The sequence below is a fragment of the Roseomonas sp. GC11 genome (genome assembly GCF_024437745.1).
Classification (GTDB): Bacteria; Pseudomonadota; Alphaproteobacteria; order Acetobacterales; family Acetobacteraceae; genus Pseudoroseomonas.
Window position 1 is genome coordinate 1,801 of record NZ_JANFNY010000072.1, and the last position, 25,626, is coordinate 27,426.

19 protein-coding genes are annotated in these 25,626 nt (G+C 70.5%); 8 read left to right on the forward strand and 11 right to left on the reverse strand.

What is annotated here, in order from left to right; genetic code table 11:
* Positions 1-424: 424 nt before the first annotated feature.
* Positions 425-979, forward strand: coding sequence for a GNAT family N-acetyltransferase (locus tag NON00_RS19070; protein WP_256024291.1), 555 nt, complete (start codon positions 425-427; stop codon positions 977-979).
* On the opposite strand, the gene mdoH is transcribed toward NON00_RS19070, so the two are convergent.
* The 7 genes from mdoH to NON00_RS19105 form a co-directional block, all read right to left on the reverse strand.
* A complete protein-coding gene (gene mdoH / locus NON00_RS19075) occupies positions 937-2,631 on the reverse strand; it encodes a glucans biosynthesis glucosyltransferase MdoH (RefSeq protein ID WP_256024292.1) in 1,695 nt (564 codons plus the stop codon). The two genes, NON00_RS19070 and mdoH, sit on opposite strands and share 43 nt — an antisense overlap.
* A 191-nt stretch (positions 2,632-2,822) precedes the next feature.
* Positions 2,823-3,917, reverse strand: a complete 1,095-nt coding sequence (locus NON00_RS19080) for a malate/lactate/ureidoglycolate dehydrogenase (protein ID WP_256024293.1) — start codon at positions 3,915-3,917, stop codon at positions 2,823-2,825.
* 99 nt (positions 3,918-4,016) lie between these two features.
* Entirely contained in the window at positions 4,017-4,766 is a 750-nt protein-coding gene (locus NON00_RS19085) for an SDR family oxidoreductase (RefSeq protein WP_256024294.1), read from the reverse strand.
* Positions 4,763-5,863, reverse strand: a complete 1,101-nt coding sequence (locus NON00_RS19090; protein ID WP_256024295.1) for an ABC transporter ATP-binding protein — start codon at positions 5,861-5,863, stop codon at positions 4,763-4,765. Before NON00_RS19090 ends, NON00_RS19085 begins: the two co-directional genes overlap by 4 nt.
* Positions 5,864-5,879: 16 nt before the next feature.
* The gene (locus NON00_RS19095) at positions 5,880-6,773 is read right to left on the reverse strand and encodes a carbohydrate ABC transporter permease (RefSeq protein WP_256024296.1); all 894 of its coding nucleotides are present in this window, start codon (positions 6,771-6,773) and stop codon (positions 5,880-5,882) included.
* Positions 6,773-7,708 (reverse strand): carbohydrate ABC transporter permease, encoded by a 936-nt coding sequence (locus NON00_RS19100; protein WP_256024297.1) that lies wholly within the window; start codon positions 7,706-7,708, stop codon positions 6,773-6,775. The genes NON00_RS19095 and NON00_RS19100 overlap by 1 nt, the downstream gene beginning before the upstream one ends.
* Positions 7,709-7,787: 79 nt before the next feature.
* The gene (locus NON00_RS19105; protein WP_256024298.1) at positions 7,788-9,143 is read right to left on the reverse strand and encodes an ABC transporter substrate-binding protein; all 1,356 of its coding nucleotides are present in this window, start codon (positions 9,141-9,143) and stop codon (positions 7,788-7,790) included.
* Positions 9,144-9,422: 279 nt separating this feature from the next.
* Here NON00_RS19105 and NON00_RS19110 point away from each other — a divergent pair, with 279 nt between their 5' ends.
* Positions 9,423-10,406: a threonine/serine dehydratase gene (locus tag NON00_RS19110; RefSeq protein ID WP_256024299.1), complete on the forward strand. Its 984-nt coding sequence runs from the start codon at positions 9,423-9,425 to the stop codon at positions 10,404-10,406.
* 55 nt (positions 10,407-10,461) lie between these two features.
* Here the strand turns inward: NON00_RS19110 and mntR are convergent, their stop codons facing one another.
* Entirely contained in the window at positions 10,462-10,896 is a 435-nt protein-coding gene (gene mntR / locus NON00_RS19115; RefSeq protein ID WP_256024300.1) for a manganese-binding transcriptional regulator MntR, read from the reverse strand.
* Between the two features lie 155 nt (positions 10,897-11,051).
* Between mntR and NON00_RS19120 the strand changes: the two genes are divergently transcribed.
* Positions 11,052-12,023 carry a metal ABC transporter solute-binding protein, Zn/Mn family gene (locus tag NON00_RS19120; protein WP_256024301.1) on the forward strand — a complete coding sequence of 324 codons (972 nt, stop codon included), beginning with the start codon at positions 11,052-11,054 and terminating at the stop codon, positions 12,021-12,023.
* A gap of 127 nt (positions 12,024-12,150) precedes the next feature.
* Here NON00_RS19120 and NON00_RS19125 read toward each other — a convergent pair whose 3' ends face one another.
* The 3 genes from NON00_RS19125 to NON00_RS19135 all read right to left on the reverse strand — a co-directional run bounded on the left by NON00_RS19125 (position 12,151) and on the right by NON00_RS19135 (position 16,844).
* Entirely contained in the window at positions 12,151-14,511 is a 2,361-nt protein-coding gene (locus NON00_RS19125; protein WP_256024302.1) for a helicase-related protein, read from the reverse strand.
* Positions 14,512-14,789: 278 nt separating this feature from the next.
* Complete coding sequence (locus NON00_RS19130) at positions 14,790-15,527, reverse strand: SDR family NAD(P)-dependent oxidoreductase (RefSeq protein WP_256024303.1); 738 nt, start codon at positions 15,525-15,527, stop codon at positions 14,790-14,792.
* Positions 15,528-15,629: 102 nt separating this feature from the next.
* Positions 15,630-16,844, reverse strand: a complete 1,215-nt coding sequence (locus NON00_RS19135) for a serine hydrolase (RefSeq protein WP_256024304.1) — start codon at positions 16,842-16,844, stop codon at positions 15,630-15,632.
* A 143-nt stretch (positions 16,845-16,987) separates the two neighbouring features.
* Here NON00_RS19135 and NON00_RS19140 point away from each other — a divergent pair, with 143 nt between their 5' ends.
* From NON00_RS19140 to NON00_RS19160, 5 genes are all read left to right on the forward strand, one after another.
* Positions 16,988-18,355, forward strand: a complete 1,368-nt coding sequence (locus tag NON00_RS19140; protein WP_256024305.1) for an MmgE/PrpD family protein — start codon at positions 16,988-16,990, stop codon at positions 18,353-18,355.
* Positions 18,356-18,461: 106 nt separating this feature from the next.
* The gene (locus NON00_RS19145; protein WP_256024306.1) at positions 18,462-19,220 is read left to right on the forward strand and encodes an enoyl-CoA hydratase/isomerase family protein; all 759 of its coding nucleotides are present in this window, start codon (positions 18,462-18,464) and stop codon (positions 19,218-19,220) included.
* A gap of 238 nt (positions 19,221-19,458) precedes the next feature.
* Positions 19,459-23,568 (forward strand): poly(beta-D-mannuronate) C5 epimerase, encoded by a 4,110-nt coding sequence (locus NON00_RS19150; protein ID WP_256024307.1) that lies wholly within the window; start codon positions 19,459-19,461, stop codon positions 23,566-23,568.
* Between the two features lie 165 nt (positions 23,569-23,733).
* Positions 23,734-24,867 carry an exonuclease SbcCD subunit D gene (locus tag NON00_RS19155; RefSeq protein WP_256024308.1) on the forward strand — a complete coding sequence of 378 codons (1,134 nt, stop codon included), beginning with the start codon at positions 23,734-23,736 and terminating at the stop codon, positions 24,865-24,867.
* Positions 24,868-24,871: 4 nt separating this feature from the next.
* On the forward strand, positions 24,872-25,626 hold a 755-nt coding region (locus tag NON00_RS19160; protein WP_256024309.1), incomplete at its 3' end, for an AAA family ATPase.

Consider the following 25,626-nt stretch of genomic DNA (forward strand, 5'->3'; position numbering starts at 1 on the left):
CCGCGAGGCTGGGCCGGAGAGCGTGTTGAACATGCAGCGATCCCGTCCCGGCCATGACCGGCAGCTGAAAAAAAGCCGCCGTCTGGTGGAGAAGCGGGCCGCGAGGCTGGGCCGGAGAGCGTGTTGAACATGCAGCGATCCCGTTCCGGCCATGACCGGCAGCTGAAAAAAAGCCGTCGTCGGGTGGAGAAGCGGGCCGCGCGGCTGGGCCGGAGAGCGTGTTGAACATGCAGCGATCCCGTCCCGGCCATGACCGGCAGCTGAAAAAAAAGCCGCCGTCGGGTGGAGAAGCGGGCCGCGAGGCTGGGCCTGAGAGAGTGTTGAACATGCAGCGATCCCGTCCCGGCCATGACCGGCAGCTGAAAAAAAGCCGCCGTCGGGTGGAGAAGCGGGCCGCGAGGCTGGGCCGGAGAGCGTGTTGAACATGCAGCGATCCCGTCCCGGCCATGACCGGCAGCTGAAAAAAAAGATCCGGCGCCTGTCGCCGGAGGATGCCTCCCTGTTCCGCGCGCTGCGCCTGGAGGCTCTCCTGGCGCATCCTGAGGCTTATGGCGCCAGCCATGAGGAGGAGGCCGCGCAGCCGGACTCCTGGTTCGCGGACAGGCTGCGCAACGGCGTGGTGCTCGCCGGCTGGCGCGGCGAGCCGGAGGATGCGCCAAAGGGGGAGCCGGAGGGCATCATGGGCCTTGCTTTCCCAGGCTCGGTGAAGACGCGGCACAAGGGGCTGCTGTGGGGCGTCTATCTGCGCCCGGCGGCGCGCGGCACGGGGCTGGCGCGGGCGCTGCTGGAGGCGGTGATCGCCGAGGCACGCGGGCGGGTGGAGGAAATCCGCCTCTCCGTCGTGGTCGGCAATGAGGCGGCGCGGCGGCTCTATGAGCAGGCCGGCTTCACCGCCTGGGCCACCGAGCCGTGCGCGCTGAAGATCGGCGGCACCTGTTACGACGAGACGCTGATGCGCCTGCCGCTCGGCTCCGGCTGAGGCGCGGCTTCCTCCGGCGTGCGGGCCAGCCCGGCGCGGCGCAGCGCGGCGGAGAGGCCAGGATGCGCCGTGGCCACGGCGAAGGGAATGGCCAGCAGCAGCGGCCCCAGGAAGGGCAGCCCCCAGAGCCACGCCGTGCCGCCCGCCGCGAGCAGCGCCGCCATCCCCGCCGCGCCCAGCAGCGTCTGCGGCCAGAGCAGGCGCGCGGCACCCCCCCAGGCGACACCGCGCGCGGCGCGGTTCTGTGGGGCCCAGCCGCTCCGCCGCCCCAGCGCCAGCCCGGCCAGCACGCGGCTCTTATGGGCAAGGCTCACCGGGTCCAGCAGCGTGGTGAAGAGGATTTCCGCCGCCGCCCCGCGCAGCACCGCGCCACGCCCGCCATAGGGCGCGGCCAGGGCGGGGCGCAGCAGCAATTCGGCATAGCCCAGCAGCTTCGGCGCGTGGATGGCCAGCCACCCGGCCAGCAGCAGCGCCGCCAGGGCGCCCGGCGGCGTGGCCGCGCCGCCACCGGTGGCGGCGTTCATCACCCCGCCCAGCAGCAGCACCAGCCAGAGCGGCGCCGAGAGGAACAGCAGGATGGCCTGCACCAGTTGCCACCGCCCCATCGGCGTCAGCCCCGGCAGGCGCAGCAGGGCGAAGTATTGCATGTTCCCCGCGCCCCAGCGGGCATCGCGCGCCAGGAAGTCGGGCAGGGTGGGCGGGTTGCCCTCGGCGCTGCCCTCCTCCTCCGGCACGCAGCGCACGGCCCAGCCGGCGGCGTGCAGGCGCACCGCCTCCACCTGGTCATGGCTGAGGATCGCGCGGCCATCGGGCAGGCTCTCCAGCCGCGCATGGGCGCGGAAGGCGGCGACGCGGATCAGCGCGTTATGCCCCCAATAGGGGCCTTCCCCCTCCTGCCACCAGGCCTGCCCCGTGGCCCAGAGGCGCATCCCCGCCCGCATGCCGAACTGGAACAGGCGCGGAAAGGCGCTCTCCGCCGGGCGGCCGGCAATGAGCTGTTGCAGGATGGCCAGCCGCGGCTGCCCCTCCAGGGTGGCGACGAGGCGCAGCACGGCGCGCGCCGACATCTCGGAATCCGCATCCAGGCACAGGAAGAAATCGAACTCCTGCCCCGGGCCGTCGAGGAATTCCATGACGTTGCCGGCCTTGAAGCCGGTATTCTCCGCCCGGCGGCGGTGGCGGATGGCGATGGGCCGCCCGTCGCGCTGCGTGGCGAAGCTGGCGATGGCGGCGTCCTCCCGCGCCGCCAAAGCGGGGTCCTGTGTGTCGGAGAGCAGCCAGAGGGTGAAGCTCTGCCCGGCTCCAGCCTGCTCCAGCCCGTCCAGCAGCCGGGCGAGGGGGGGCAGCACGGCTTCCATCGCCTCGTTGCGCAGGCAGACGGCGATGGCGGTGCGCGTCCGGGGCGGGGCGGCTGGGGCGGGCTGCCAGCCGGGAACCACTGCGGCCACCGGGTCCCGCGCCCCCAGGCGCAGCGCCAGCCCGAGCAGCGCATTGCCCGCGCAGAGCGCCGTCCAGGGCAGGGTGCCCAGCCAGGCGAGGGCCATCACCACCTCCCACCCCGTCCAGCCACCCGGGGCCAGGACGCGCAGCATCAGCCCGGCCAGGGCCAATGCGATGAGGGTGCAGAACAGGGAAAAACCGAGGCGCCGCATCCAGGACTTCCGGCAGGATAGGAATGCGGCAGAGATGACGCTGAAAGAGAGAGAAGCAAGGGAAGGAAGAATGTTCTTTTTTGAAAAAAAGAACCAAAAAACTTTTTCAGTTGGCGTTCCGCCTATGGCCTGAGGCGGGACGCCAAACTGAAAGAAAGCTTCTTTTTCTTCAGGAAAAGAAGAATCGAGAATTAAGCTTCTTCCATGACGCCCAGCGCCTGCGCCGTGCGCAGCAGCCCGGCCCAGGTATCCGGTTGCAGAGGCACGCCCTGGGCCAGCCGCTCGGCGCGGGTGCGGGCTTCCGGCTCGCCGGGCAGCAGCACGGGGCGGGCGGGGTCGATGGGGCGGGCAGAGGCCACCCAGTCGGCATATTCGCGGGCGCTGCGCTGGAATTCCTCCGCCGTGCCGAAATGCGCCGGCGAGAGATAGAGCGAGAGCATGCCATTGGCGATGCGCCCGCGCTCCCCGCCCGGCCCGGCCCCGCCAGGACCAGCACAGCCGCCGCCGGTGAAGGCCCCGGCCAGAAGCTCGCACATCAGGGCGAGGCCCGAGCCCTTGTGGTCGCCAAAGGCGCGGATGGCGCCCGGCCCGTTGCCGGGGTTGCGCAGGCCGACGGGCGGATAGTCGCCATAGAGCATGTGCGGATCACCGGAGAGGGCGCCATCCGGCCCCACCAGCGCATCCGGCGGCAGCGGCTTGCCGCCATTGGAGGCGACGAGGACCTTGCCCTCCGCCACCAGCGACGTGGCGAAATCCAGCACCAGGGGCCGCCCCTCGATGGGCGCGCCGATGGCGATGGGCGCGGTGGAGAAACGCCGCTCCGCCCCGCCGAAAGGCGCCACGAGGGTGGAGCCGGCGACATTGACGATGTGCAGCGAGATCAGCCCGGCTTCCAGCGCCATCTCGGCATAATGGCCGATGCGGCCGACATGCCCGGCATGGCGCAGGGCGATCACGGCGGCGCCATGCGCCTGCGCGCGTTCGATGCCGAGGCGCGTGGCCTCGGCGGCGACATTCTGGCCGAAGCCGAATTCGGCATCGAGCAGCGCGAAGGCGCCGCCATCCATGACGATGCGCGGGCGGCGGCCGAAATGGACGAAGCCCTGCTTCAGCCAGTCCACATAGCGCGGCACGCGCGCCACGCCGTGGCTGTCATGCCCGGCGAGGTTGGCGCCCACCAGGTGTTGCGCGATGCCCGCCGCTTCCTCCGGCGCGCCCCCGGCGGCGATGAAGATATCGCGCACCAGGGCTTCCAGCTTCGGGGCGGGGACCAGCACGGCATCCATTCCTGGGCTTCCTCTTTGTCGTTGTTGGTGGAGGCAGCATGGACCCGTGCGGCGGGCGGCAAAAGGGCGCGGCGCGGTTTTTTGCCGCGCCGCGCGGGATCAAAGCGCCGCGATGGCGCGGGCGGCCTCGGCCTGGAACCGGTTATGCGTGGGCGTGACCACGATTTCGTTGATGCAGACACGCTCCGGCAGCTTCGCGACAAAGAGCACGGCCTGCGCGATATCCTCGGGTTGCAGCATCCGCGCGCGTTCCTCCGCCGGCGGCGGCGTGGGGCGCAGGTCGAGGATGGGCGTGGCGACCTCGCCCGGGCAGAGGCAGGTGGAGCGGATGTTGTGGATGCCGTTCTCGGCATTGAGCGAGGCGGAGAGGGCGATGAAGCCGCTTTTCGCCGCGATGTAGCCGGGGCCGGAGACAGGGGCGCCGCCCTTGCCGGCGATGGAGGCGATCTGCACGATCAGCCCGCCGCCCTGCGCCTTCATCCCCGGCAGCACCGCCAGGCTGGTGAGGAAGGGCGCCACCAGATTGGCCCCGACGAGGTGCCGCGCATCGGCGGCGCCGAGCTGGTGCCAGTGGCGGCGCGGCACATTGCTGCCGGCATTGTTGACCAGCAGCGTGACGGGGCCGAGCTCGGCCGCGATCCGCGCGAGGGCGGCGGCCACGGCGGCCTCGTCCGTCAGATCCGCCGGCACCACCAGCGCGCCGGCGGGGAGGAGGCGCGCCGTCTCCTCCAGCGCCGCCGCGCGGCGGCCGGAGAGGGCAAGCCGCCAGCCCGCCCCCGCCAGCGCCTGGGCGCAGGCCCGGCCGATGCCGGAGCCCGCGCCGGTGACCCAGGCGATGCCCCCGCTCACAACACCCGGCCGGATTGCGGCTCCAGCACATGCATGTGGTTGAGGTCCACCGCCATCGGCAGCGGCTGGCCCGGCGCCGCGGGGGCGGTGGGGTCGACGCGGCCGCAGATCTCGGCGCCCGCCATCTTGAAGTGGACCAGGGTTTCCATGCCCATCGGCTCGGTCACCTCCGGCGTCGCGAGCATCTGCGCGACATTCGGGCGCTCGAGATTCTTCGCCTCCGTCAGGTGCTCGGGGCGGATGCCGAAGAGGATTTCCTTGCCGGCGAGCGCGCTGTAGCGCGCGGTGCGCTCGGCCGGCACGGGCAGCACGATATCGCCGGGCAGGTGGACGCGCAGCGCGCCCGCGCCATTCTCCAGCCGCGCCGGGATGAAGTTCATCGCCGGGCTGCCGATGAAGCCGGCGACGAAGCGCGTCTTCGGGTTGTGGTAGAGTTCCTGCGGCGGGCCGACCTGCTCGATCACGCCGCCATGCATCACCACCACGCGGTCGGCCAGGGTCATGGCCTCCACCTGGTCATGCGTCACGTAGATCGTGGTGGTGCGCACCGTCTGGTGCACCTTCTTGATCTCGGTGCGCATCTGCACGCGCAGCTTGGCGTCCAGGTTGGACAGCGGCTCGTCGAACAGGAAGACCTTGGGGTCGCGCACGATGGCGCGGCCCATGGCGACGCGCTGGCGCTGGCCGCCGGAGAGCGCCTTGGGCTTGCGCTGGAGCAGCGGCGTGATGTCGAGGATGCGCGCCGCGTTCTCGACCCGGCGCTTGATCTCCTCCTTGGGGAATTTCCGCAGCATGAGCCCGAAGGCCATGTTGTCGAACACCGTCATGTGCGGATAGAGCGCGTAGTTCTGGAACACCATGGCGATGTCGCGGTCGCGCGGCGGCACGTCGTTGACGAGGCGGCCGCCGATGGAGATCTCGCCATCCGAGATCTCCTCCAGCCCGGCGATCATCCGCAGCGTCGTGGACTTGCCGCAGCCGGACGGGCCGACGAGCACGACGAACTCATGGTCGGCGATGTCGAGGTCGATGCCCTTCACCGCCTGGACGCCGCCTTCATAGGCCTTGACCACCTTGCGGAGCGTTACCTGCGCCATTCTTGTGTTTCTCCCCTCAGCCCTTGGTCGCGCCGGCGGTGAGGCCGGCGATGTAGTAGTCCATCAGGAAGGCATAGACGAGCAGCGGCGGCAAGGCCGCCATCAGCGCGCCGGCCATGATCTTGCCCCACTGGAACGTATCCGCCCGGATCAGGTCAGAGACGATGCCCACCGTCAGCACCATCTGGTCGGAGGAGACCAGGAAGGCGATCGGGTAGATGAAGGCCGCCCAGCTCACCGTGAAGGCGAAGATCATCGCCGCCAGGATGCCAGGCAGGGCCACGGGAATAAAAATCTTCCACAGCATCTGCAGGTGGCCCGCGCCGTCGATCAGCGCCGCCTCGTCCAGCTCCTTCGGGATGGAGGCGAAGTAGCCGATCATGATCCAGGTACAGAAAGGCACCGTCAGCGTCGGGAAGATCAGCACCATGGCCCACATGTTGTTGTAGAGGCCAAGGCTGCCGACGATCTGGAACATCGGGATGAAGAGCAGCGTCTCCGGCACCAGGTAGGTGAGGAAGACGCCGGTGGCGAGCGTCGCGCTGCCCCAGAACTTCATCCGCGCCAGGGCGAAGGCGGCGAGCGTCGAGACCACCATGCTGATCAGCACGGTGCAGGTGGTGACGATGATGGAGTTGCGGAAATGCAGCAGGTAGTTCCCCTGCGTCAGCAGCTCCCAGTAGTTCTGCAGCGTCGGCGCGCTGACCAGCCAGGGATTGCCGGAGAGGTCGGCGATCTCGGCCGAGCCCTTCAGGCTGGTGACCAGCATGTGGAACGGCGGCGTCATGAAGAAGACGACGAAGACGGCGAGCGCGACATAGGCGCCGATCATCGCCCAGCGGCGCTCGCGCCGCAGGCTGCCATGCTTCATCTCGGCGGGGACGAAGCCGCCGGCGGTGGTGGTGCTCATCACGCCATCTCCTTCGTGCGCTTGTTGACGCCGCGCAGCGTGAACACGGCGAAGACGGCGAGCAGCGGGAACATGAACAGGCTGACCGAGGCGCCGAGCGGGATATCGCCCGACTGGATGCCAACCTGGAAGGCATAGGTCGCGAAGACATGCGTGCTGTCCTGCGGCCCGCCATTGGTCAGGATGCGGACGATGTCGAAATTGGCGAAGGTGACGATCAGGCTGAACAGCACGGTGATGGAGATGATGTTGCGCATCATCGGGAAGGTGACGTGGCGCAGCTTCTGCCAGCCATTGGCGCCGTCGATCGAGGCGGCCTCGTAGAGCTGGTCCGGCACCGACTTCAGCGCCGCCAGATACATGATCATGAAGAAGGGCGAACCGTACCAGACATTGACCAGGATGACCGAGAAGCGCGCCCAGCCCGTGGCGCCGAGCCAGGGCACCGGGTCCGCGCCGATCCCCGCCAGCGCCCAGTTGAAGGCGGAATAGGAGGGGTCGAACAGCCACCACCAGGCGAGGGTCGAGATGGCCGGCGGGATCACCCAGGGCACCAGCAGCATGCCGCGCCATTTGCGCTGGCCCTTGGCCGGCAGCGCGTGCAGCACATGCGCCAGGATGAAGCCGATCAGCGCCTTCAGCAGCACGGCGGAGACGGCGAAGAGAACCGACTGGAACACCACGTCCCAGAAGGTCTCGCGCGAGAGCAGGAAAGTGAAGTTCTCGATGCCGATGAAGCGCGTCATGCGCCGGTTCAGCATCGAGAGGTAGATGGCGTAGAGGAAGGGATAGACCACCAGCCCCAGGATCAGCAGGATCAGCGGCAGGGTCAGCAGGAAGGCGATGGTGGAGTTGCGCCGTGCGATGCGCTGCAGGGCGCTGCGCGGCGCGGCCTCATGCGGCCTCGGTACGGCGGAGAGCGTGGCGTCGGACATGCCGGCCTCCCGTCAATGGATGGGGCGTCGCGGTGGGGGCGGGGGGCGTGCCTCCCCCCGCCCGGTGGCATGGCGGCTCTCAGCCGCGCTTGAAGCCTTCCAGCTCGCGCTCGGCCCAGGCGATGGTCCGGTCGATCGGCTCCTTGTTCTGCACCACGCGGGCGATCATCTTCGCCTGGATGCCCTGGTTGTACATCTGCACCGCGATCTCCGGCGGAGCCGGGTAGCAGGCGATGAACTGCTCCGCCTTCTGGTGCGGCTTGAGCGGGTAGTTGTAGAGCGTGCCCGGCGGCGGCCCTTCCTTCTCCCAGGTGTCGAAATCCGTCATGCTGGCGAAGGGCGGGATGTCGTAGCCATTGCTGGCGGCGACCATGGCGGCGGCCTGCTCGCGCTGGCTCAGATGCTCGATCAGCGCCTTGGCCGCGCTCTTGTTGCGGCTGAAGCTCCAGACGCCCCAGAAATAGGGCTGGTAGGGCGTGAAGCGCCCCTGCGCCCCGGCGGGGGCGGGGAAGCACCAGCACTGTTCCGCCACCTGCGGCGCGTCGCGCTTGGCCACCGCCCAGGCCGAGGGCGGGTTGAAGATCAGCGCCGACCGGCCCGAGATCAGCGCCCGGTTGTTCGAGGCATCGTCCCAGGAAAAGACATCGGCCGGCAGGAAGGCGAAGAGCCTCTGGCTGTATTCCAGCACGCGGCGGACATTGTCGCTCTTGGCGGTGATGTCGCCCTTGGCGTTCACCAGCTCGGCGCCGAAGCCGCGGAACAGGCTGCCGATCCAGTCGGTGGCGTCGGTGAACTGCCCGGCCGGCAGGCCGAAGGAGAAGCCCGCCTTGTGCGTGCCCTCCGCCGCCTTCAGGAAGGTGTCCCAGTTCCACTCCGCCGCCTTGCTGCCGGGGTTGGCATTGGCGGGGAACATCTCCTGCACGTCGATGCCGGCATGCTGCTTCAGCAGGTCGATGCGGCCGATCGCCGGCTTGTTCTGGCTGCCGGAGACGGCCGGCACCGCCATCCACTTGCCGCCGATCTGCGCCAGATATTTGGTGATGGGGTTGATCGCCCCGTACCGCTCCTGCAGCCGCGTCATCACGTCGTCCATCGGCTCCAGCAGCCGGGACTGGGCGTGGATCTCCCAGGTCGGGAAGGAGAGCAGGTCATGCCCCTGCTTCGCCTGGCTCTCCGCCGCGATGGTCAGCAGGTTCTTGTTGCCGACCGAGGTGATGAAATCGAGCTGGATCTCGACGCGGTTCTTCTGCCCCCACTCCATCACCAGCTTGCGCATGGCGTCATTGCCCGCGGGCACCCAGTGGTCCCACAGGCCGAGCGCCAGCTTCCCGCCGGACGTCTGGCCATGCACGTTCACCAGGGGGAGCGCGCTCGCCGCCACGCCGGCCGCGCCGGCACGCAGCAGCGTGCGCCGGGGAAACCCGTTGCCTTCCATTCCGTAACCTCCTCGCACGGGCGGCTTGATGCCGCCGGGCCTTTGCGGCCACTCGTTGCAAGGGAAGGTTAGGCATTGGCGCACCGGCTGCGCAATCCTTCATCGTATGAGCCGGGGGCACGGCGCATGGCCTTGCGGAGAATTCATCGCCCGCCCAGCTCCATCCCCCCGCACGCCTCCCCCCCCTGGCTTTCCCCCCCTGGCCAAGCGCGCTGATCCGGGCCAGCCTGCCGCGCCGGCCGCCATCCGGGGCCGGCACCGCTTGCCGGAGGTGCCCGCATGACCCTGCCCCTGCCCACCCATGCCGATGTCCTGGCCGCCGCCGAGCGGCTGCGCGGCCGCGTCATGCGCACCCCCATGCTGCGCCACCCGCTGCTCGACAGCCTCGCCGGCGGCACCGTGCTGGTGAAGCCCGAGCCGCTCCAGCGCACCGGCAGCTTCAAGTTCCGCGGCGCCACCAATGCCGTGCTCCAGCTCTCGCCGGCGCAGTGCGCGGCGGGCGTCGTCACCCATTCCTCGGGCAATCACGGCCAGGCCGTCGCCTGCGCCGCCGCCAGCGAGGGGGTGAAGGCCCTCATCGCCATGCCGAAGGACGCCCCCGCCATCAAGGTGGAGAGCACCCGCCGCTGGGGCGCGGAGATCACCTTCTTCGACCGCGCCACCACCGACCGCGACGCCCTGGCGCGCGAACTGGCCGGGCAGCGCGGCGCCACCATCCTGCCGCCCTTCGACCACCCGCACGTCATCGCCGGGCAGGGCACCCTGGCCCTGGAACTGGTGGAGGATGCCCGCGCCGCCGGCCTCGCCCTCGACGCCATGGCGGTCTGCACCGGCGGCGGCGGGCTGGTCGCCGGCTGCGCCCTGGCCATCGAGGGCGCCTCGCCCGGCACCGAGGTCTGGGCGGTGGAGCCGGAAGGCTGGGACGATACCGCCCTCTCCCTCGCCGCCGGCACCCGCATCGCCAATGACGGCAAGGGCGCCATGCTATGCGATGCCCTGCTCTCCCTGCGGCCGGGGGAGATCACCTTCGCCGTCAACCAGCCGCGCCTCGCGGGCGGGCTCGTCGTCACGCCGGAGGAGGTGTTCCGCGCCATGCGCTTCGCCTTCGAGGCGCTGAAGCTCGTCGTCGAGCCCGGCGGGGCGGTGGCCCTGGCCGCCGTGCTGGCGGGGAAGCTGCCCGCCCGCGGGCGCTGCATCGGCCTCGTGCTCAGCGGGGGGAATGTGGATCCGGCCACCTTCGGGCGGGCGCTGGCGGCGGCGTAAGGAAAGAAAGCAAGCGGTTCTTTTTTGGAAAAAAGAACCAAAAAACTTTTGGCGGTCAGGCGCGGCGCAGGAAGGCCCGGAAGGCCGCCAGCGTCGCATCGCTCACATGGTGCTCGATGCCCTCGGCATCGGTGCGCGCCACCTCGGGGGGGACGCCCAGCGCCAGCAGGACATCCACCACCACCCGGTGGCGCGCCCGCACCTCGGCCGCCAGCGCATGCCCCGCCTCGGTGAGGAAAATGCCCCGATAGGGCTTGGAATGCGCCAGCCCCTCCCGCTTCAGCCGGGCGATCGCCTTGATCGCCGTGGCATGCGAAACACCGAGGCGGCGCGCGATATCAGTCGGCCGCGCCTCGCCCTCGGAGGCCAGCAGGTCGCCGATCAGCTCGACATAGTCATGCAGCAGGGCATTGGCGCGGGCCGAGCGCGCCGAGGCATGGCGTGCCGCCTCGCGGGCCAGCGCCTTCTCTTCCGTCTCGTCCTGCTCCATGCCAGGAAGCTCCCGCCTCGCCCGCGCGGCTCTAGCAGCCAGGAAAGCCTTGCGCAAAACACCCCCGCAGCCTCATCCTGCGGGCATGACGGAAAGGTGACGCGCGGGCCTCAGGATGGTGCCGGCGTCATCAGGGGACCGGAGACCGCGCCCCTATGCCCTTCCTCCTCCTGCCACGGCGCCGCGCCTTTCTTGGCACCGCTCTCTCTGCCCTGGCCCTACCATTTCTGGCCCGCCCCGCCGCCGCGCAGGGCGAGGGCGCGCCGCTCCCCATCCTCGCCACCACCGCCATGCTGGGCGATCTCGCCGGCCGCATCGGCGGGCCGCGCATCCGGCTGGAGGTGCTGATGGGCGAGGGCGTGGACCCCCATCTCTACCGCCCCTCGCGCGAGGACATGGCCAGGCTCCCCCGCGCCAGCCTGGTGCTGGCCCATGGGCTGGGGCTGGAGGGCCGCATGGCCCCGGCGCTGGCCCGCCCCCTGCCCGTCGCCACCCTCTCGGAGGAGGTGCCGCCGGCCAACCTCCTCCCCGCCGAGGCCGGGCAGGACCCGCATCTCTGGATGGATCTCTCCCTCTGGTCCCTGGTGGCGGCGCGCATCGCCACCCGGCTGAAGGCGCTGGACCCGGCCGGCGCGCCGCTCTTCGAGGCCAACCTGTCCGACCTCCAGGAAGAACTCCGCTCGCTCGATGCCTGGGCCATCCGCACCATCCCCACCATCCCCGAGCCCCGCCGCGTGCTGGTGACGGCGCATGGCGCCTTCGCCTATTTCGCCCGCCGCTACGGCATCGAGGCGCTCTCCCTCCAGGGCACCCACCCGGAGGCCGAGCCATCCCCCCGCCGCATCCGCGAGATGGCGGACATGCTGGCGGCCCGCGGCATCGGCACCGTCTTCCTGGAAAGCAGCCTGCCGGACCGCCCGCTCCGCGCGGTGATCGAGGCCGCGGCGGCGCGCGGCCACCGCGTGGTCATCGGCGGCGAACTCTACACCGACGCCATGGGCGGCTCCGGCACCTATGAAGGCAGCTACCCCGGCATGATGGACCACAACCTGGCCACCATCACCCGCGCCCTGGGCGGAGAGGCGCCGGAACGCGGCTTCGCCGGGAGGCTGGCGCGGGTGTCCTGAAAGCGGGGAGGTTCTTCCTGGCGGCGCCCCGCGCATGGCCTGCGGCGGGGCGCCAAACCGGAAAAGTCTTTTTGCTTCTTTTTCTTCAGAAAAAGAAGAATCTTCCCCTTTCCCTTCTCCCTTCCCCTTACGCCGCGCGCTTTGCCCGGCGCTGCTGGCGCAGCACATCCTCGATCCAGCCATCCAGGCGCTCGGTCTCGGCCTCGGCCTCCTCGCGGTCCAGATAGGCGGCGGGGAAGCGCAGGGCGAGCCAGCGCCAGGCGACGAGGCGCTTATGCACCTTCTCGGCGCGCTGGAGTTCCTCGCCGGTGGCGCGTTCCGGTGCGGGCAGGCGGCCGGCCAGGGGCGGGCGCACGGGGCGGCCGCCGCCATGCTCCACCGCCCAGCGCGCGAGGCGGGTGATGCCATTGTCCCGTTCATCCACCGGGCACATGGCATAGGTCCAGCGGTCGAGCAGGGAGAGCCCGGCCACGCCATCGACGGCGGAGGCAATGGCCATCTGCTGCGTCAGGTCGGCCAGCCGGTAATTCGGGTCGTCCTTGCGCAGCACGGCGCGCTTGATGCGCGCGAGCACGCCGAAGAGGCTGTCCGAGCCGATCTCGGTGGCGACGGCGGCGATGATGTCGGCATCCGGCTGCACCTGCGGGCGGAGTTCCTCCGGCGGCGCGTGCGGCGCCTCCAGCATGGCCTGCACGAAATTCGGGTCCCCCGCGCCGGCCAGCACGGCGACGACGCCGCCCTCATGGTGGCCATAGCGCCCGGCGCGGCCGCCGATCTGCTTGACCTCCTGGCTGGTCAGCTCGCGCCGCTCCTCGCCATCGAATTTCCGCAGGGTGGAGAAGACGACGCGGCGGATGGGCAGGTTCAGCCCCATGCCGATGGCATCGGTGGCGACGATGATATCCGCCTCGCCATTGCGGAAGCGCGCGGCCTCGGCGCGGCGCACCTCGGGGGAGAGGGCGCCATAGACCACCGCCACCTTGCGCCCGCGCGCCACCAGCGCCTCGCGCAGGTCCATCACGTCGCGGCGGGAGAAGGCCACCAGCGCATCGCCGGCGCGCAGCTCGCCCATCGCCACCGGCTTCATCGAGGCGTGCAGCGGGCCCTTGCGCTGGAGCGAGATCTCCTCGACCTCATCGCCGCAGAGGGCGGCGATGCGCTTGACCATCGGCACGCATTCCGGCGCGCCGAGGACGAAGACCTCCCGCGCCGGCACGCCCATCAGCGCGGCGGTCCAGGCGGCGCCGCGGTCGCGGTCGTGCAGCAGCTGCGCCTCGTCGATCACGGCGACATCGACGGGGGTGTGGAAGGGGCACATCTCCACCGTGGCGGCGAGGTGGCGGCTGCCCGGGGCCAGGATGCGCTCCTCCCCGGTGGAGAGCGCGGCCTCGACGCCGCGCGTGGCCAGGGCCTCGCGGAATTCATGCGCCAGCAGGCGGAGCGGCGCGAGGGCCAGGCCGCTCTCGGCGCGGGCCAGGCGGTCGAGCGCGGTGTGGCTCTTGCCGCTGTTGGTCGGGCCGGTGACGATGATGAAGCGCCGCACCAGGGCGCGCGCGGTGGCGAAATGCCCGGCGTAGCGGTCCAGCGCGGCGGCGCGGGCCACGGCGGCATTGGCGGCCTTGCCGCCGCGCCCGGCCAGGGCCTCGGCGCGCTCCAGCTTCTGCGGCCGGTCGGCGCGGCCGGTGGAAGGGGAGGCATCGCGCTCCGCCGCCCGCCATTCGGGCAGGAAGCGGCGCAGCGCGGTGATCTCGGCCGGGTCGAACTGCCAGATCTCCCGCCCGCCGCGGCCGGGGATGCGGCGCGCCACCGGCAGCAGGCCGGAGCCGGCCCAGCGTAGCGCCTCGCGCTCCGAGCAGCGCAGCAGGGGGGGGATGCCCTCCAGCCCGATCAGGCTCTTTTCCCAGGCGCGCAGCCGGGCGACTTCCTCGCGCCGTTTCTCGCGCGCGGCCTTCTCGGCGGCGCGGATGTCCTGGCGGCGGCGCTCCTCCACATGCGCGGCGGCGCGGGCGAAGCGGTCCGTCTCCACCGGGTCGAGCCCATGGGCGCGGGCGACGGCCAGGGCGAGGGCGGCATGGCGCTCGGCCGAGAGGGGGGCGCCGGAGATATCGGCGATCTCGGCCTCCACCGCTTCCAGCGCGGCGCCGGGGCGGGGGGCAGCGTTGCGCAGCCGCGCCTCCACCGCCGCGTCCAGCGCGCGGCGGAGATCGGCCTCACTGGCCTCGGGGTCGGCGAGGCTGGCGGCGGCGGCCTCTGCCTCGCTGCGGCGGACCCAGACCTCGCCGGCGCGGTTGGCCATGGCCATGGCGGCGGAGGCCCAGCCCTTGCGCCGTACCTGGCACAGCGCCTCGGCCACCGCCGCGCGGTCCGCCGGCAGGCGGCGGGCGACGAGGCGGGTGAGCTGCGGCATCTCGCGCGGTTCGACCCGCAGGCCCGAGGCCAGGATGGCCGCTTCCGCCGGGTGGGCGGGGGGCAGGGCGTCGTCACGCATCAATCGGGGCCATCCTCATCGGGGCAGGGGCAAAGAGCACCCTCTGTCCTTAGCGGAAAACACCCGCCCAATGCCAATGTTGCGGTGCAGGATCAGATATGCCCCCTCTCAGGGACGCTCCGGGGGAGTGGCGCCAGGGAGAGGGAGGCAAGGAAAGGGTTCTTTTTTGGAAAAAAGAACCAAAAAACTTTTGTTAGTTTAGCGTCCCGCTGTGCCGGGAGACGGCGGCAGCCTGAAAGAAAGTCTTTTTGCTTCTTTTTCTTCAGAAAAAGAAGAAATCAAACATGCTGCCCGCCATTGATGTGGATTTCAGCGCCGTTGATGTAGGAACTGGCTTCGGTGCACAGGTAAAAGATGGTTTCCGCCACTTCGCGCGGCTCGCCGAGGCGGGCCATGGGCACGAGGTCCTGCACGAGGTCATCGGTGCCGGGGGAGAGGATGGCGGTGCGGATCTCGCCCGGGGCGATGGCATTGGCGCGGATGCCGCGCGGGCCGAATTCATGGGCGAATTCGCGCGTCAGCGCCGCCAGCCCGGCCTTGGACGCCGCATAGGCCACCCCGGCGAAGGGATGCACGCGCGAGCCGGCGATGGAGGTGACATTGACGATGGCGCCCTTCGCCGCCTCCAGCTCCGGCAGCAGCGCGCGGGCGAGGAGGGAGGTGGAGACGAGGTTCACGTTCAGCACGCGCGTCCAGGTCTCGGCATCGCTCTCGCGCACGCCGAGGCGGGTGCCGCCCGGCCCCTTGGGGGAGATGCCGGCATTGTTGACCAGGGCGTGCAGCCGGCCGCCCGGCAGGCGGCGGCGCACCTCCTCGGCCAGCGGCTCGACCGCGCCGAGATCGGCGAGGTCGGCCTGGATGTGGTCCGCCTTGCCGCCGGGCCAGGGGCAGGCCTCGGAAAAGGGCTGGCGGGAGACGGTGAGGATCCGCCAGCCCCGCTCCCCGAACAGCTTCACCGTGGCGTGGCCGATGCCGCGGCTGGCGCCGGTGAGCAGGAGAACACGGGTATCAGGCATGGCGCGGCCCATCTCCGGGAAAGGGGGGCGGGATGATGGGGGCGGCGTGGCGGGGCGGCAAGGCCCCCCGCCCGCCGCTGCGCCCCGGCCTGCCGTGGCGGTTCAGTCCACCACCGCCTGGTAGGTCAGCACCCGCAATTCGCGCCGGATCGGGTAGGTGGAGGAGGGGGTGAGCTGGGTGAAGAGGATGACGGCCATCTCCTCCGCCGGGTCGATCCAGAAGGCGGTGGAGGCGGCGCCGCCCCAGGCATATTCCCCCGCCGAGCCCAGGATCTGCGCCCGCGCCGGGTCCAGCGTGACGGAGAAGCCGAGGCCGAAGCCCACGCCCTCGGCGGTGGATTCCGACCAGCGGGCCTGGCCCATCGCCGCCATGTCGCCCTTCAGGTGGTTGCTGGTCATCAGCTCCACCGTCTTGCGGCCGAGCAGGCGGGTGCCGTCCAGCACGCCCTTGTTGAGCATGAGCTGGCAGAAGCGCCAGTAGTCGCCCATGGTCGAGACCAGCCCGCCGCCGCCGGAGCAGATGGCCGGCGGCTTGCTGAAGCGGCCCGCCACCGGGTCGTCGATCAGGGTCAGGCCGCCCTCGGGGCTGGGGATGTAGTTGGCGGCGAAGCGCGGCAGCTTCTCGGGCGGGACGTGGAAATCCGTCTCGTGCATGCCGAGCGGGGCGAGCACGCGCTGGCGCAGGAAATCGCCGAATTCCTGCCCCGAGATGACGGCGACGAGGTGCCCCACCACATCGGTGGCGATGCTGTAGTTCCAGGCCGTGCCGGGCTGGGCGATCAGCGGCAGGCGGGCGGCGCGCTCCACCACCTCGCCCAGGCTGGCCTCGGCGGTCTGGAAGTCCACGCCCTGGTCGCGGTAGGCGGCATCCACCAGCGTCGCCTGCATGAAGCCATAGGTCAGGCCGGAAGTGTGGGTCAGCAGGTCGCGGAAGGTGATGTCGCGCATGGCCGGCACCGTCTCGATCCGCCCGCGCGCGCCGCCCGCCATCACCCGCATGTCGCGGAAGCAGGGCAGGAAGCGGGTGATGGGCTCGTCCAGCTGGAAGCGCCCTTCCTCGTAGAGCATCATCAGGGCGAGGCTGGTGAGCGGCTTGGTCATCGAATAGATGCGGACCAGCGTGTCCGCCGCCATCGGCGTGCCGCGGGCGAGGTCGGCGAGGCCGGTGGTGTGTTGCAGCGCCACCTGGCCGCGCCGGGCCACCAGCACCCCCACCCCCGGCAGGCGGCCCGATTCGGCCCAGCGGTCGGCCCAGTCCACCACGCGGCGCAGCCGCTGCGGGCAGAGGCCCAGGGCCTTGGGGTCGGCGATCTCCATGCGGGCGGCTCCTTCTCTCAGGGGCGCGGATGCTGCCGCCGCCGGCGCCGCGCGTCGAGAGGGGGAGGGGCGGTTGTCTCCTGCCCGCACTGGGGGATAGCCTGCCGGAAAGGCCGCCAAAGGCCGAGGGAGGGACCGCGCGCATGAGCATCACCCAGGAGCTTTCCGCCTTCGTCGCCGGGCTGCGGCCGGAGGCCCTGCCGCCCGAGGTGGCGGCGCGCACGCGGGCGCTGGTGCTCGACCTCGCCGGCAATATCGTGCGCGCCCGGCATGAGGCGGAGAGCACCCCGGCCCTGCTGGCGGCGGTGCGCGCGCTCGGGCTGGACCAGGGCAGCAGCCGCGTCTTTGGCGATGAGGCCACCTACAGCCCGGCCGGCGCCGCGCTGGTCAACGCCACCCTCGGCCATTCGCTGGACTTTGACGACACGCATGCGGTGGCGGTGGTCCACCCCGGCGCGCCGGTGATCCCGGCGGCGCTGGCGGCGGGGGAGATGGCGGGGGCCTCCGGCGCCGTGGTGCTGGCGGGCATCGTCGCCGGCTATGAGGTGGCGCTGCGCCTGGCGCTGGCCCTGCCGGCGGGGGCGCATTACGACCGCGGCTTCCACCCCAGCGCCACCTGCGGCGCCTTCGGGGCCGCCGCCGCCGCCGCGCGCGTCTTCGGGCTGGACGCCGCCGGGGTGGCCTCGGCCCTCGGCATCGCCCTCAGCCAGAGCGCGGGCAGCCTGCAATTCCTCGCCAACGGGGCCTGGACCAAGCGCTTCCAGGTGGGCTGGGCGGGCATGGCGGGGCTGACGGCCGCCACCCTGGCGCGCCAGGGCTTCAAGGGCGCGGCCGATGCCATCGAGGGCCGCCACGGCTTCCTCCGCGCCTATGCGCCCGAGCCGGTGCCGGAGCGGGTGACGCAGGATCTCGGCCAGGTCTGGGAACTCATGCTGACGGGGGTGAAGCCCTACCCTTCCTGCCGCTGGGGCCATGCCGGGATCGACGCCGCCCTGGCGCTGCGCGCCGAGCTGGGCCTGCGGGCGGAGGAGGTGGAGGGCGCCACCCTCGGCCTCTCCCGCGCCGGGATGCTGCTGGTGGGCGAGCCCGCCGGGCGCAAGGCGGACCCGCGCAACATCGTCGACGCCCAGTTCAGCGCGCCCTTCGTGCTCGCCGCCGCCCTCGCCACCGGGCGGATGGACTGGGAGAGCTACCGGCTGCTCGATGATCCGGTGCTGCGCGGGATGATGCCGCGCATCGCCTGCGAGAATGACCCGGAGATCGAGGCCGAGTTCCCGGCCCGCATGGCGGGCAAGCTCACCCTGCGGGCGCGGGGGCAGGTTTTCACCCGCACCGTGCTGGTGCCGAAGGGGGAGCCGGAGAACTTCCTCGACGAGCCGGAACTGCGCGCCAAGTTCAACGGGCTGGCGGCGGGGGTTCTCGGGGAGGAGAAAGCGGGGCGGATGGCGCTGCGGATCAGCCGCATGGATCAGCTCAACGATATCGGGCCGCTGATGCAGGGGGCTGCCTGAGGTTGCAAAAAAAAACCGGGGGAAGAAGGAATTCTTCCCCCGGACCCCCATCATCTTTTTTTGTCAGGACAAGGAAAATATCAGAATGGCGGAGGAAGGGGGGGCGATGCGCCTCCATCAGCGGCGGGATGGCGCGGTGCTGGTGCTGGAGATGGATTATCCCAGCCGGCGCAATGCCCTCGCCCCGGCGCTGCGCCGCGAGATGCTCCGCGTGATGGAGGAGGCGGAGGCCGATGCCTCGGTGCGCGCCGTCGTCATCACCGGGGCGGGGGGGATTTTCTGCTCGGGCGGCGATCTCTCCTCGATGGAGGTGGAGTCGGCCCTGCAGGGGCGGGAGCGGCTGCGCCCGGCGCATCAGCTGATCCGCCTGCTGGTGGCGGGGTCGAAGCCCGTCGTCGCGGCGGTCGAGGGCTGGGCGGCGGGGGCGGGCCTCTCCCTGGCCTGTGCCTGTGACAGCATCGTGGCGGCGGAGGATGCGCGGTTCATGGCCGCCTTCGGCAAGGTGGGGCTGATGGGCGATCTCGGCCTGCCCTTCACCCTGCCACAGCGCGTGGGCCCCGCCCGCGCCCGCCAGATCCTGCTCTATGGCGAGCCGCTGGATGCGGTGGAGGCGCAGCGCATCGGCCTGGTGGACCGCCTCGCCCCGCCGGGCCAGGCCCTGGCGGTGGCCCTGGACCGCGCCCGCATCCTGGCGGACCAGGCCCCGGCGGCGATCGCCCTGACCAAGCAGATCCTGGCCGAGGGGCTGGACCGCGCGCTGGAGCAGGAGCGCCACTACCAGACCCTGCTCTTCCTCTCCGCCGACCATGAGGAAGGCAAGGCCGCCTTCTTCGGCAAGCGCCCCCCCGCTTTCGCGGGGCGCTGATTGTCCCGGCCGGCGTCCCGCCTCTGCCCTTGCGCGGGACGCCAACGGAAAAAGTCTTTTTGCTTCTTTTTCTTCAGAAAAAGAAGATTCCTGAATCTTCCCCTGCCCTGAGGCACAGCGCCCCGCCGTGATACGGGGAGGCCCGTGCTATGGTTCTCCGCCCGGCCGGCAGAATGCCCGCCACATCGTTGCGGCGCGCCCCAACAATGGGGCTGCGCTTCGGGTGTGAGGCTTCAGGATGGCCATTTTCACGGGCACCAGCGCGGCCAATACGCTGAACGGTGGTGCCGAGGACGATACCCTTTATGGCCTGGATGGGGATGACATTCTGTCCGGCGGCCTGGGGGCGGATATCCTCGCGGGCGGCGCTGGCAATGACACGCTGCAGGGCGGGCGCGGCGCTGACACGCTGACCGGCGGCGCCGGCAACGACACCTTCCGCTTCGACAGCGCCGAGGAACTGAATCTCGACCGCATCGTTGATTTCACGGCGGGCGATCGGCTCGACATCAGCCGGCTCGGGCTGACCTTCCGGGGCGAGGCCGGCTTCAGCGGCAATGGCCTGGAGGCACGCTTCTTCTATGACAGCGGCGTCACCTGGCTCCAGATCGACCTGCGCGGCTATGGCGTGGCGGATGCGGTGCTGCGCCTGGATGGCAACCAGCGCCTGGTGGAGAGCAGCCCCGGCATCCTGACCAATGCCACGCCGGTGGTGGCCGCCGGCACCGCCGGCAATGACACGCTGACCGGCGGCGTGGGCAATGACCGCCTCTCCGGCGGCGCCGGCAATGACACGCTGGTGGGCAATGCCGGCAATGACACGCTGCTGGGCGGCGCGGGCAACGACATCCTGATCGGCGGCGCGGGGGCGGATTATCTCTCCGGCGGCGCCGGCAACGATATCTTCCGCTACCTCGCCATCACCGACCTCGCCGCCGATTTCATCGCCGACCTGGAGAGCGTGGACCGCATCGATTTCAGCGCCATCAGCGGCCTCCGCTTCATCGGCGATGCCGATTTCAGCCTGACCGCGGGTGAATTGCGGCAGGTGCCCGGCTGGCTGCTCTTCGATGCCGATGGTGATGGGCAGATCGATTTCCGCGCCAGCCTCTCCGACACGCGCATGCTGCGCGAGACCAGCACGGGCTCCCGGATTCTCCAGGTTGCCGCCTCCGTCGTCGTGGTGGACAGCGATGGTTCCAGCACCATCAACGGCGATGCCTCCTCCGACCGCCTGGAAGGTCAGGGCGGCGATGACGTGCTGACCGGCTTCGGCGGCAATGACCGCCTCTATGGCAATGACGGGGATGACACGCTCGAGGGCGGCAGCGGCAATGACACGCTGGAGGGCGGCAGCGGCGCCGACCGCCTGCTGGGCGGCAGCGGCAATGACACGATGGCCGGCGGTGGCGGCAACGACTTCCTCCAGGGCGGCACGGGGCGCGACATCCTGCGCGGGGGCAGCGGCAACGATACCTTCTCCTACGCCAGCCTCGCCGAACTCGATGGCGACACCATCCGCGACCTGCAGCGTGGCGATTTCCTCGATCTCACCGCGCTGTCCGGCTACAGCTTCATCGGTGAGAACCTGTTCAGCGGCGCGGGCCTGGAAATCCGCTTCGACGGCACCGCCATCACCGTCGATATTGATGGCGATGCGCAGGCCGATGTCACCGCCAGCCTCGACACGGGCGGCCGCATGCTGGAGGCGGGCAGCGCGCCGCTGATGCTGATCGCCGCGCCGGACCGCACCCTCGCCGGCACCACGGGCGATGATACGCTGGCCGGCGGCTTCGGCCATGACACGCTGACCGGCGGCGATGGCAATGACACGCTGAACGGCGGCAGCGGCAATGACACGCTGAATGGCGGCGCCGGCAATGACACCCTCTCCGGCGGCTTCGGGGATGACGTGCTGACGGGTGGCACGGAGAACGACATTTTCATCGTCAATCCGGAGACGACGCGCTTCGCCCTCGACACCATCCGCGACTTCAGCGTGGGGGACCAGCTTCTGCTCTCCGGCTTCGAGGGGCTGGTCTGGGCGGGTGAGACGGCCTTCAGCGGCGTGCGGCCGGAGGCGCGGCAGGTTCGCATCGGCAGTGATACCCGCATCGAGATCGACCGCAACGCCGATGGCCTGGCGGATCAGGCGATCCTGCTGAAGGGCTCGGGCGTGCTGAAGGAGACCAGCGCCGGCTCGCTGCGCCTGATGATCGCCGCGCCGCTCTCGCGCACCGGCACGGCGCTGGCGGATGTGCTGATCGGCGATGCCGGCGATGACGTGATGTCTGGCCTCGCCGGCAATGACAGCATCGGTGGGCGCGGTGGCAATGACACGCTGGATGGCGGCGCCGGCAACGACATCCTGCGCGGCGAGGCCGGGGATGACACGCTGTTCGGCGGTGATGGCAATGACTTCATCCTGCCCGGCATCGGCCGCGACACGATGACCGGCGGCGGCGGAATGGATTACTTCCGCTACAAGACACCCGAGGAAATCGGCTGGCTGCAGGACACCATCACCGATTTCGACAGTGAGGATATCCTCGACCTGCTGCCCATGCCGGATGTGGTCTTCAGCACCGTTGGCTTCACCGGGGTGCGCGGGCAGATCGTCGTCCTGGAATCCTGGGAAGGCCGTGATACCGGCTGGACCTTCGTCGCCATCGACATTGATGGCGACGCCAACCCCGATGTCATGATGACCCTGCTCGGGGATATGGCGCTGGAGGAAACCAGCAGCGGCACGCGCCAGCTCATCCGCTCGCCGGACCGTGTGCTGAACGGCACGGCGGGCAATGACACGCTGACCGGCGGCGGCGGGCGCGACACGCTGGCCGGCAATGACGGCAACGACACGCTGAATGGCCTGGGCGGCTCGGACCAGCTTTCCGGCGGCAATGGCAATGACGTGCTGAATGGCGGCAATGGCGATGACGTCCTGCTGGGCGAGGCCGGCAATGACACGCTGAATGGCGGCGATGGCACGGACATCCTGCGCGGCGGCGATGGCAATGACATCCTGGTGGGCGGCAATGGCACCGATACGCTGACCGGCGGCGGCGGCAACGATATCTTCCGCTATGCCACCGCCGCCGAGATGGCGGGCGATACCATCACCGACCTGCTGGCGGGCGATCTGCTGGACCTGTCCGCCCTGGGCGCGAAAATGATCGGCGACCTGCCCTTCATCTCCGATGGCACGGCGCAGCTGCGCGTCTGGCAGCTCGGTGTCACCATGGTTTCGGTGGACATGGATGGCGATGGCGTGGTGGATGCCACGCTGCGCCTGGGCGATTCCGCGCCCCTGCAGGAAACCACGGCGGGCTCGGGCATTCTGCAGCGCGTGTTGGACCTCACCCTCACCGGCACCGCGGGGGTGGATACGCTGGCGGGTGGTGCCGGGAATGACACGATCTCCGGCCTCGCCGGGGATGACAGCCTCTCCGGTGGCGCGGGCAATGACACGCTGGCGGGCGGCGATGGCAACGATACCCTCTCCGGCGGCCTGGGCAGTGATACGCTGGCCGGTGGTGCCGGCAACGACATCTTCCGCTGGACCCTGGCCGATCTGGACGGCACGCCTGCCGACACCATCACCGACTTCGCCGTGGGTGACAGGATCGATCTCTCCGCGCTGAACGGGCGCTTCCTGGGCATCACCGCCTTCAGCGGGCTGGGCGAGGCCGAGATCCGCCAGTCCGGTGCCATGCTGCTGATCGACAGCAATGGCGATGGCCTCTCCGATGCCAGCATCCAGATCAGCGGCCTGACCGGCACGCTGGAGGAGACCGCCACCGGTTCGGACATCCTGGTGCTGCCCGCCGCGCAATCGCTGGTGGGCAGCGCGGGCAATGACGTGCTGAGCGGGCGCGGCAATGGCGATACGCTCTCCGGCCTGGGCGGCAACGACATCCTGGCCGGTGGCGGCGGCGAGGATCTCCTGCTCGGCGGCGATGGCAATGACACATTGCTGGGCGGTGAAGGCAATGACCGTCTGGTGGGTGGGGCCGGGGCCGATGTGCTGACCGGTGGTGCCGGCAATGACCGCTTCATCTTCTCCAATGGCGATGTCGGCACTGGCAGCGCGCGCGACATCATCACCGATTTCAACGCCGCGCCCTATGCCGACCAGCTCGACCTTTCCGGCATCGATGCCGATCTGACCCAAACCGGCGATCAGGCCTTCACCCTGAATTTCAGCGGCAGCATCACCGGCGTGGGGCAGCTCGTCTTTGGCGATGGCGTGCTCTACGGCAATGTCGATGGTGACCTGACGGCGGATTTCGAAATCATCCTCACCGGCACCAGCAGTCTGGCGAGCTGGAATTTCTGGGCGCTGTAAAAAAGAGTTCTTTTTTAAAAAAAGAACCAAAAAATTTCTTTCAGCTTGGCGTCCCGCTTCAGGCCTGAGGCGGGACGCCAAGCTGAAAGAGTCTTTTTGCTTCTTTTTCTTCAGAAAAAGAAGATTCTTTCCTGAATCTATATCATCGGCTATCCTGCTCTGCCGATGCGCATTCTCCACACTGCCGACTGGCACCTGGGCCGTGCCCTGCATGGCCAGCCTTTCCTGCCGGAGCAGGAATGGCTGTTGACCGGCCCCTTCCTCGACCTGCTGCGCGACACGCGCCCGGACCTGCTGGTGGTGGCGGGCGATGTCTATGATCGCGCCGTGCCGCCTGCCGCTGCCGTGGAATTGCTGGGCGATGTGCTGGGGCGGATCATCCGTGGCCTTGGCATTCCGGTGGTGCTGATCGCGGGCAATCATGACGATGCGCGGCGCCTCGGCTTCGCCGCGCCGCTGCTGCACTCCGCCGGGCTGCATATCGCCGACAGCGCCACGGGCCGCGCCTTTCCCTTCGAGGATGCGCATGGCCCGGTGCAGATCCTCGCCGCCGATTACGGCCCCCCCGCCTATCTGGCCGAGCTTTTCGCCATCCCGGAGGGGCTGCCGGACCATGAGGCCGCCTTCGCCGCCCTCGCCGCCAATCTGCGCGGGCAATGCGACCCGGCGGCGCGGCAGGTGCTGGTGGCGCATGCCTTCGTGCAGGGCGGGCTGGAAAGCGAGAGCGAGCGCCTGTTGCAGGTGGGCGGCAGCGGTGCCGTCTCGGCCGCGCATCTGGCGGGGTTCCATTATGTCGCGCTCGGCCATCTGCACCGGCCGCAGGAGATGGCGGAAGGGCGTGTCCGCTATTCCGGCTCGCCGCTCGGCTATTCCTTCTCCGAGGCGGGGCAGGGAAAATCCGTGACGCTGGTGGAGATCGACGCGGCTGGCGCGGTGCGGACGGAGGCGCTGCCGCTGCCCGCGCGCCACCCCCTGCGGATTGTGCGCGGCGCGCTGGAGGAGGTGCTGGCCGCCGCCGAGGGGCCGGGGCGGGAGGACTGGCTCCAGGTGCTGCTGACGGATCGCCCCTTCGATGCCATGGCGCGGCTGCGGGAGCGCTACCCGCATGTGCTGGACCTGCGCTTCGTGGCGCCGGAGGCACGGGCCGCCGCGCCGCTGCCGCGCCTTGCCGCCCGCGCCGCGCCGCTGGAGACGCTGGGCGCCTTCTGGCAGGCGGTGCGCGGCGAGGCCTTGCCGGAGGCCGCCCGCGCCGAGGCCAGCGCCGCCATCGCCGCCGCCCTGGCGGAAGGGGAGGGCTGACGCCATGCGCCCGCTCGCCCTCCGCCTTTCCGCCTTTGGCGCCTATGCCGGGGCGCAGGATTTCGATTTCGCCGCCCTTGGCCCGCAGCGGCTCTTCCTGATCCACGGCCCCACCGGCGCCGGCAAGACGACGCTGCTGGACGCGCTGTGCTTCGCCCTGTTCGGCGAGAGCAGCGGCGCGGAGCGCGAGGCCGCGCATCTGCGCAGCCACCATGCCGAGCCCGCCACCCCCAGCTGGGTGGAGCTGGATTTCGCCCTCGGCGCCGAGACCTATCGCATCCGCCGCGCGCCGCGGCAGGAGGCGCCGGGGCGCGGCGGCCGGCTGGTGGAGCGCCGGCCGGAGGCGACGCTGTGGCGCCTGCCGCCCGAGGGTCTTCCCAGCGTCCTGGCCGACCAGGAGCGCCGCGTGGGCGAGGCGGTGGAAGAACTCCTGGGCTACCGCGCCGAGGAATTCCGCCAGGTGGTGCTGCTGCCGCAGGGCCGCTTCCGCGAGTTGCTGACGGCGCCCCCCGGCAAGCGGCAGGAGATCCTGGCCACGCTGTTCCGCACGGCGCTCTATGCGCGGGTGGAGGCGGCGCTGGCGCAGCAGGCGAAGCTGGCCGGCGAGGTGGCGCGGGAGGCGGAGACGCAGCGGCGCACCCTGCTCGACCAGGCCGGCGCCACCACGCCGGAGGAGGCCGCCCAGGCCGTCGCCGCCCTGGCGGCGGAGGCGGAGGAGGCCGCGCGGGCCGCCGCCGCGGCGCAGGCCCAGGCGGAGGC

Bases quoted from the DNA above. Each gene is read 5' to 3' on its own strand.
- NON00_RS19120 (WP_256024301.1), top strand. From the start codon at position 11,052: ATGCCCTTCCTCCTCCTGCCACGGCGCCGCGCCTTTCTTGGCACCGCT.
- NON00_RS19125 (WP_256024302.1), bottom strand. From the start codon at position 14,511: ATGCGTGACGACGCCCTGCCCCCCGCCCACCCGGCGGAAGCGGCCATC.
- NON00_RS19135 (WP_256024304.1), bottom strand. From the start codon at position 16,844: ATGGAGATCGCCGACCCCAAGGCCCTGGGCCTCTGCCCGCAGCGGCTG.
- NON00_RS19095 (WP_256024296.1), bottom strand. From the start codon at position 6,773: ATGAGCACCACCACCGCCGGCGGCTTCGTCCCCGCCGAGATGAAGCAT.
- NON00_RS19070 (WP_256024291.1), top strand. From the start codon at position 425: ATGCAGCGATCCCGTCCCGGCCATGACCGGCAGCTGAAAAAAAAGATC.
- NON00_RS19155 (WP_256024308.1), top strand. From the start codon at position 23,734: ATGCGCATTCTCCACACTGCCGACTGGCACCTGGGCCGTGCCCTGCAT.
- NON00_RS19145 (WP_256024306.1), top strand. From the start codon at position 18,462: ATGCGCCTCCATCAGCGGCGGGATGGCGCGGTGCTGGTGCTGGAGATG.
- NON00_RS19130 (WP_256024303.1), bottom strand. From the start codon at position 15,527: ATGCCTGATACCCGTGTTCTCCTGCTCACCGGCGCCAGCCGCGGCATC.
- NON00_RS19140 (WP_256024305.1), top strand. From the start codon at position 16,988: ATGAGCATCACCCAGGAGCTTTCCGCCTTCGTCGCCGGGCTGCGGCCG.
- NON00_RS19080 (WP_256024293.1), bottom strand. From the start codon at position 3,917: ATGGATGCCGTGCTGGTCCCCGCCCCGAAGCTGGAAGCCCTGGTGCGC.
- NON00_RS19150 (WP_256024307.1), top strand. From the start codon at position 19,459: ATGGCCATTTTCACGGGCACCAGCGCGGCCAATACGCTGAACGGTGGT.
- mdoH (WP_256024292.1), bottom strand. From the start codon at position 2,631: ATGCGGCGCCTCGGTTTTTCCCTGTTCTGCACCCTCATCGCATTGGCC.
- NON00_RS19105 (WP_256024298.1), bottom strand. From the start codon at position 9,143: ATGGAAGGCAACGGGTTTCCCCGGCGCACGCTGCTGCGTGCCGGCGCG.
- mntR (WP_256024300.1), bottom strand. From the start codon at position 10,896: ATGGAGCAGGACGAGACGGAAGAGAAGGCGCTGGCCCGCGAGGCGGCA.
- NON00_RS19100 (WP_256024297.1), bottom strand. From the start codon at position 7,708: ATGTCCGACGCCACGCTCTCCGCCGTACCGAGGCCGCATGAGGCCGCG.
- NON00_RS19110 (WP_256024299.1), top strand. From the start codon at position 9,423: ATGACCCTGCCCCTGCCCACCCATGCCGATGTCCTGGCCGCCGCCGAG.
- NON00_RS19090 (WP_256024295.1), bottom strand. From the start codon at position 5,863: ATGGCGCAGGTAACGCTCCGCAAGGTGGTCAAGGCCTATGAAGGCGGC.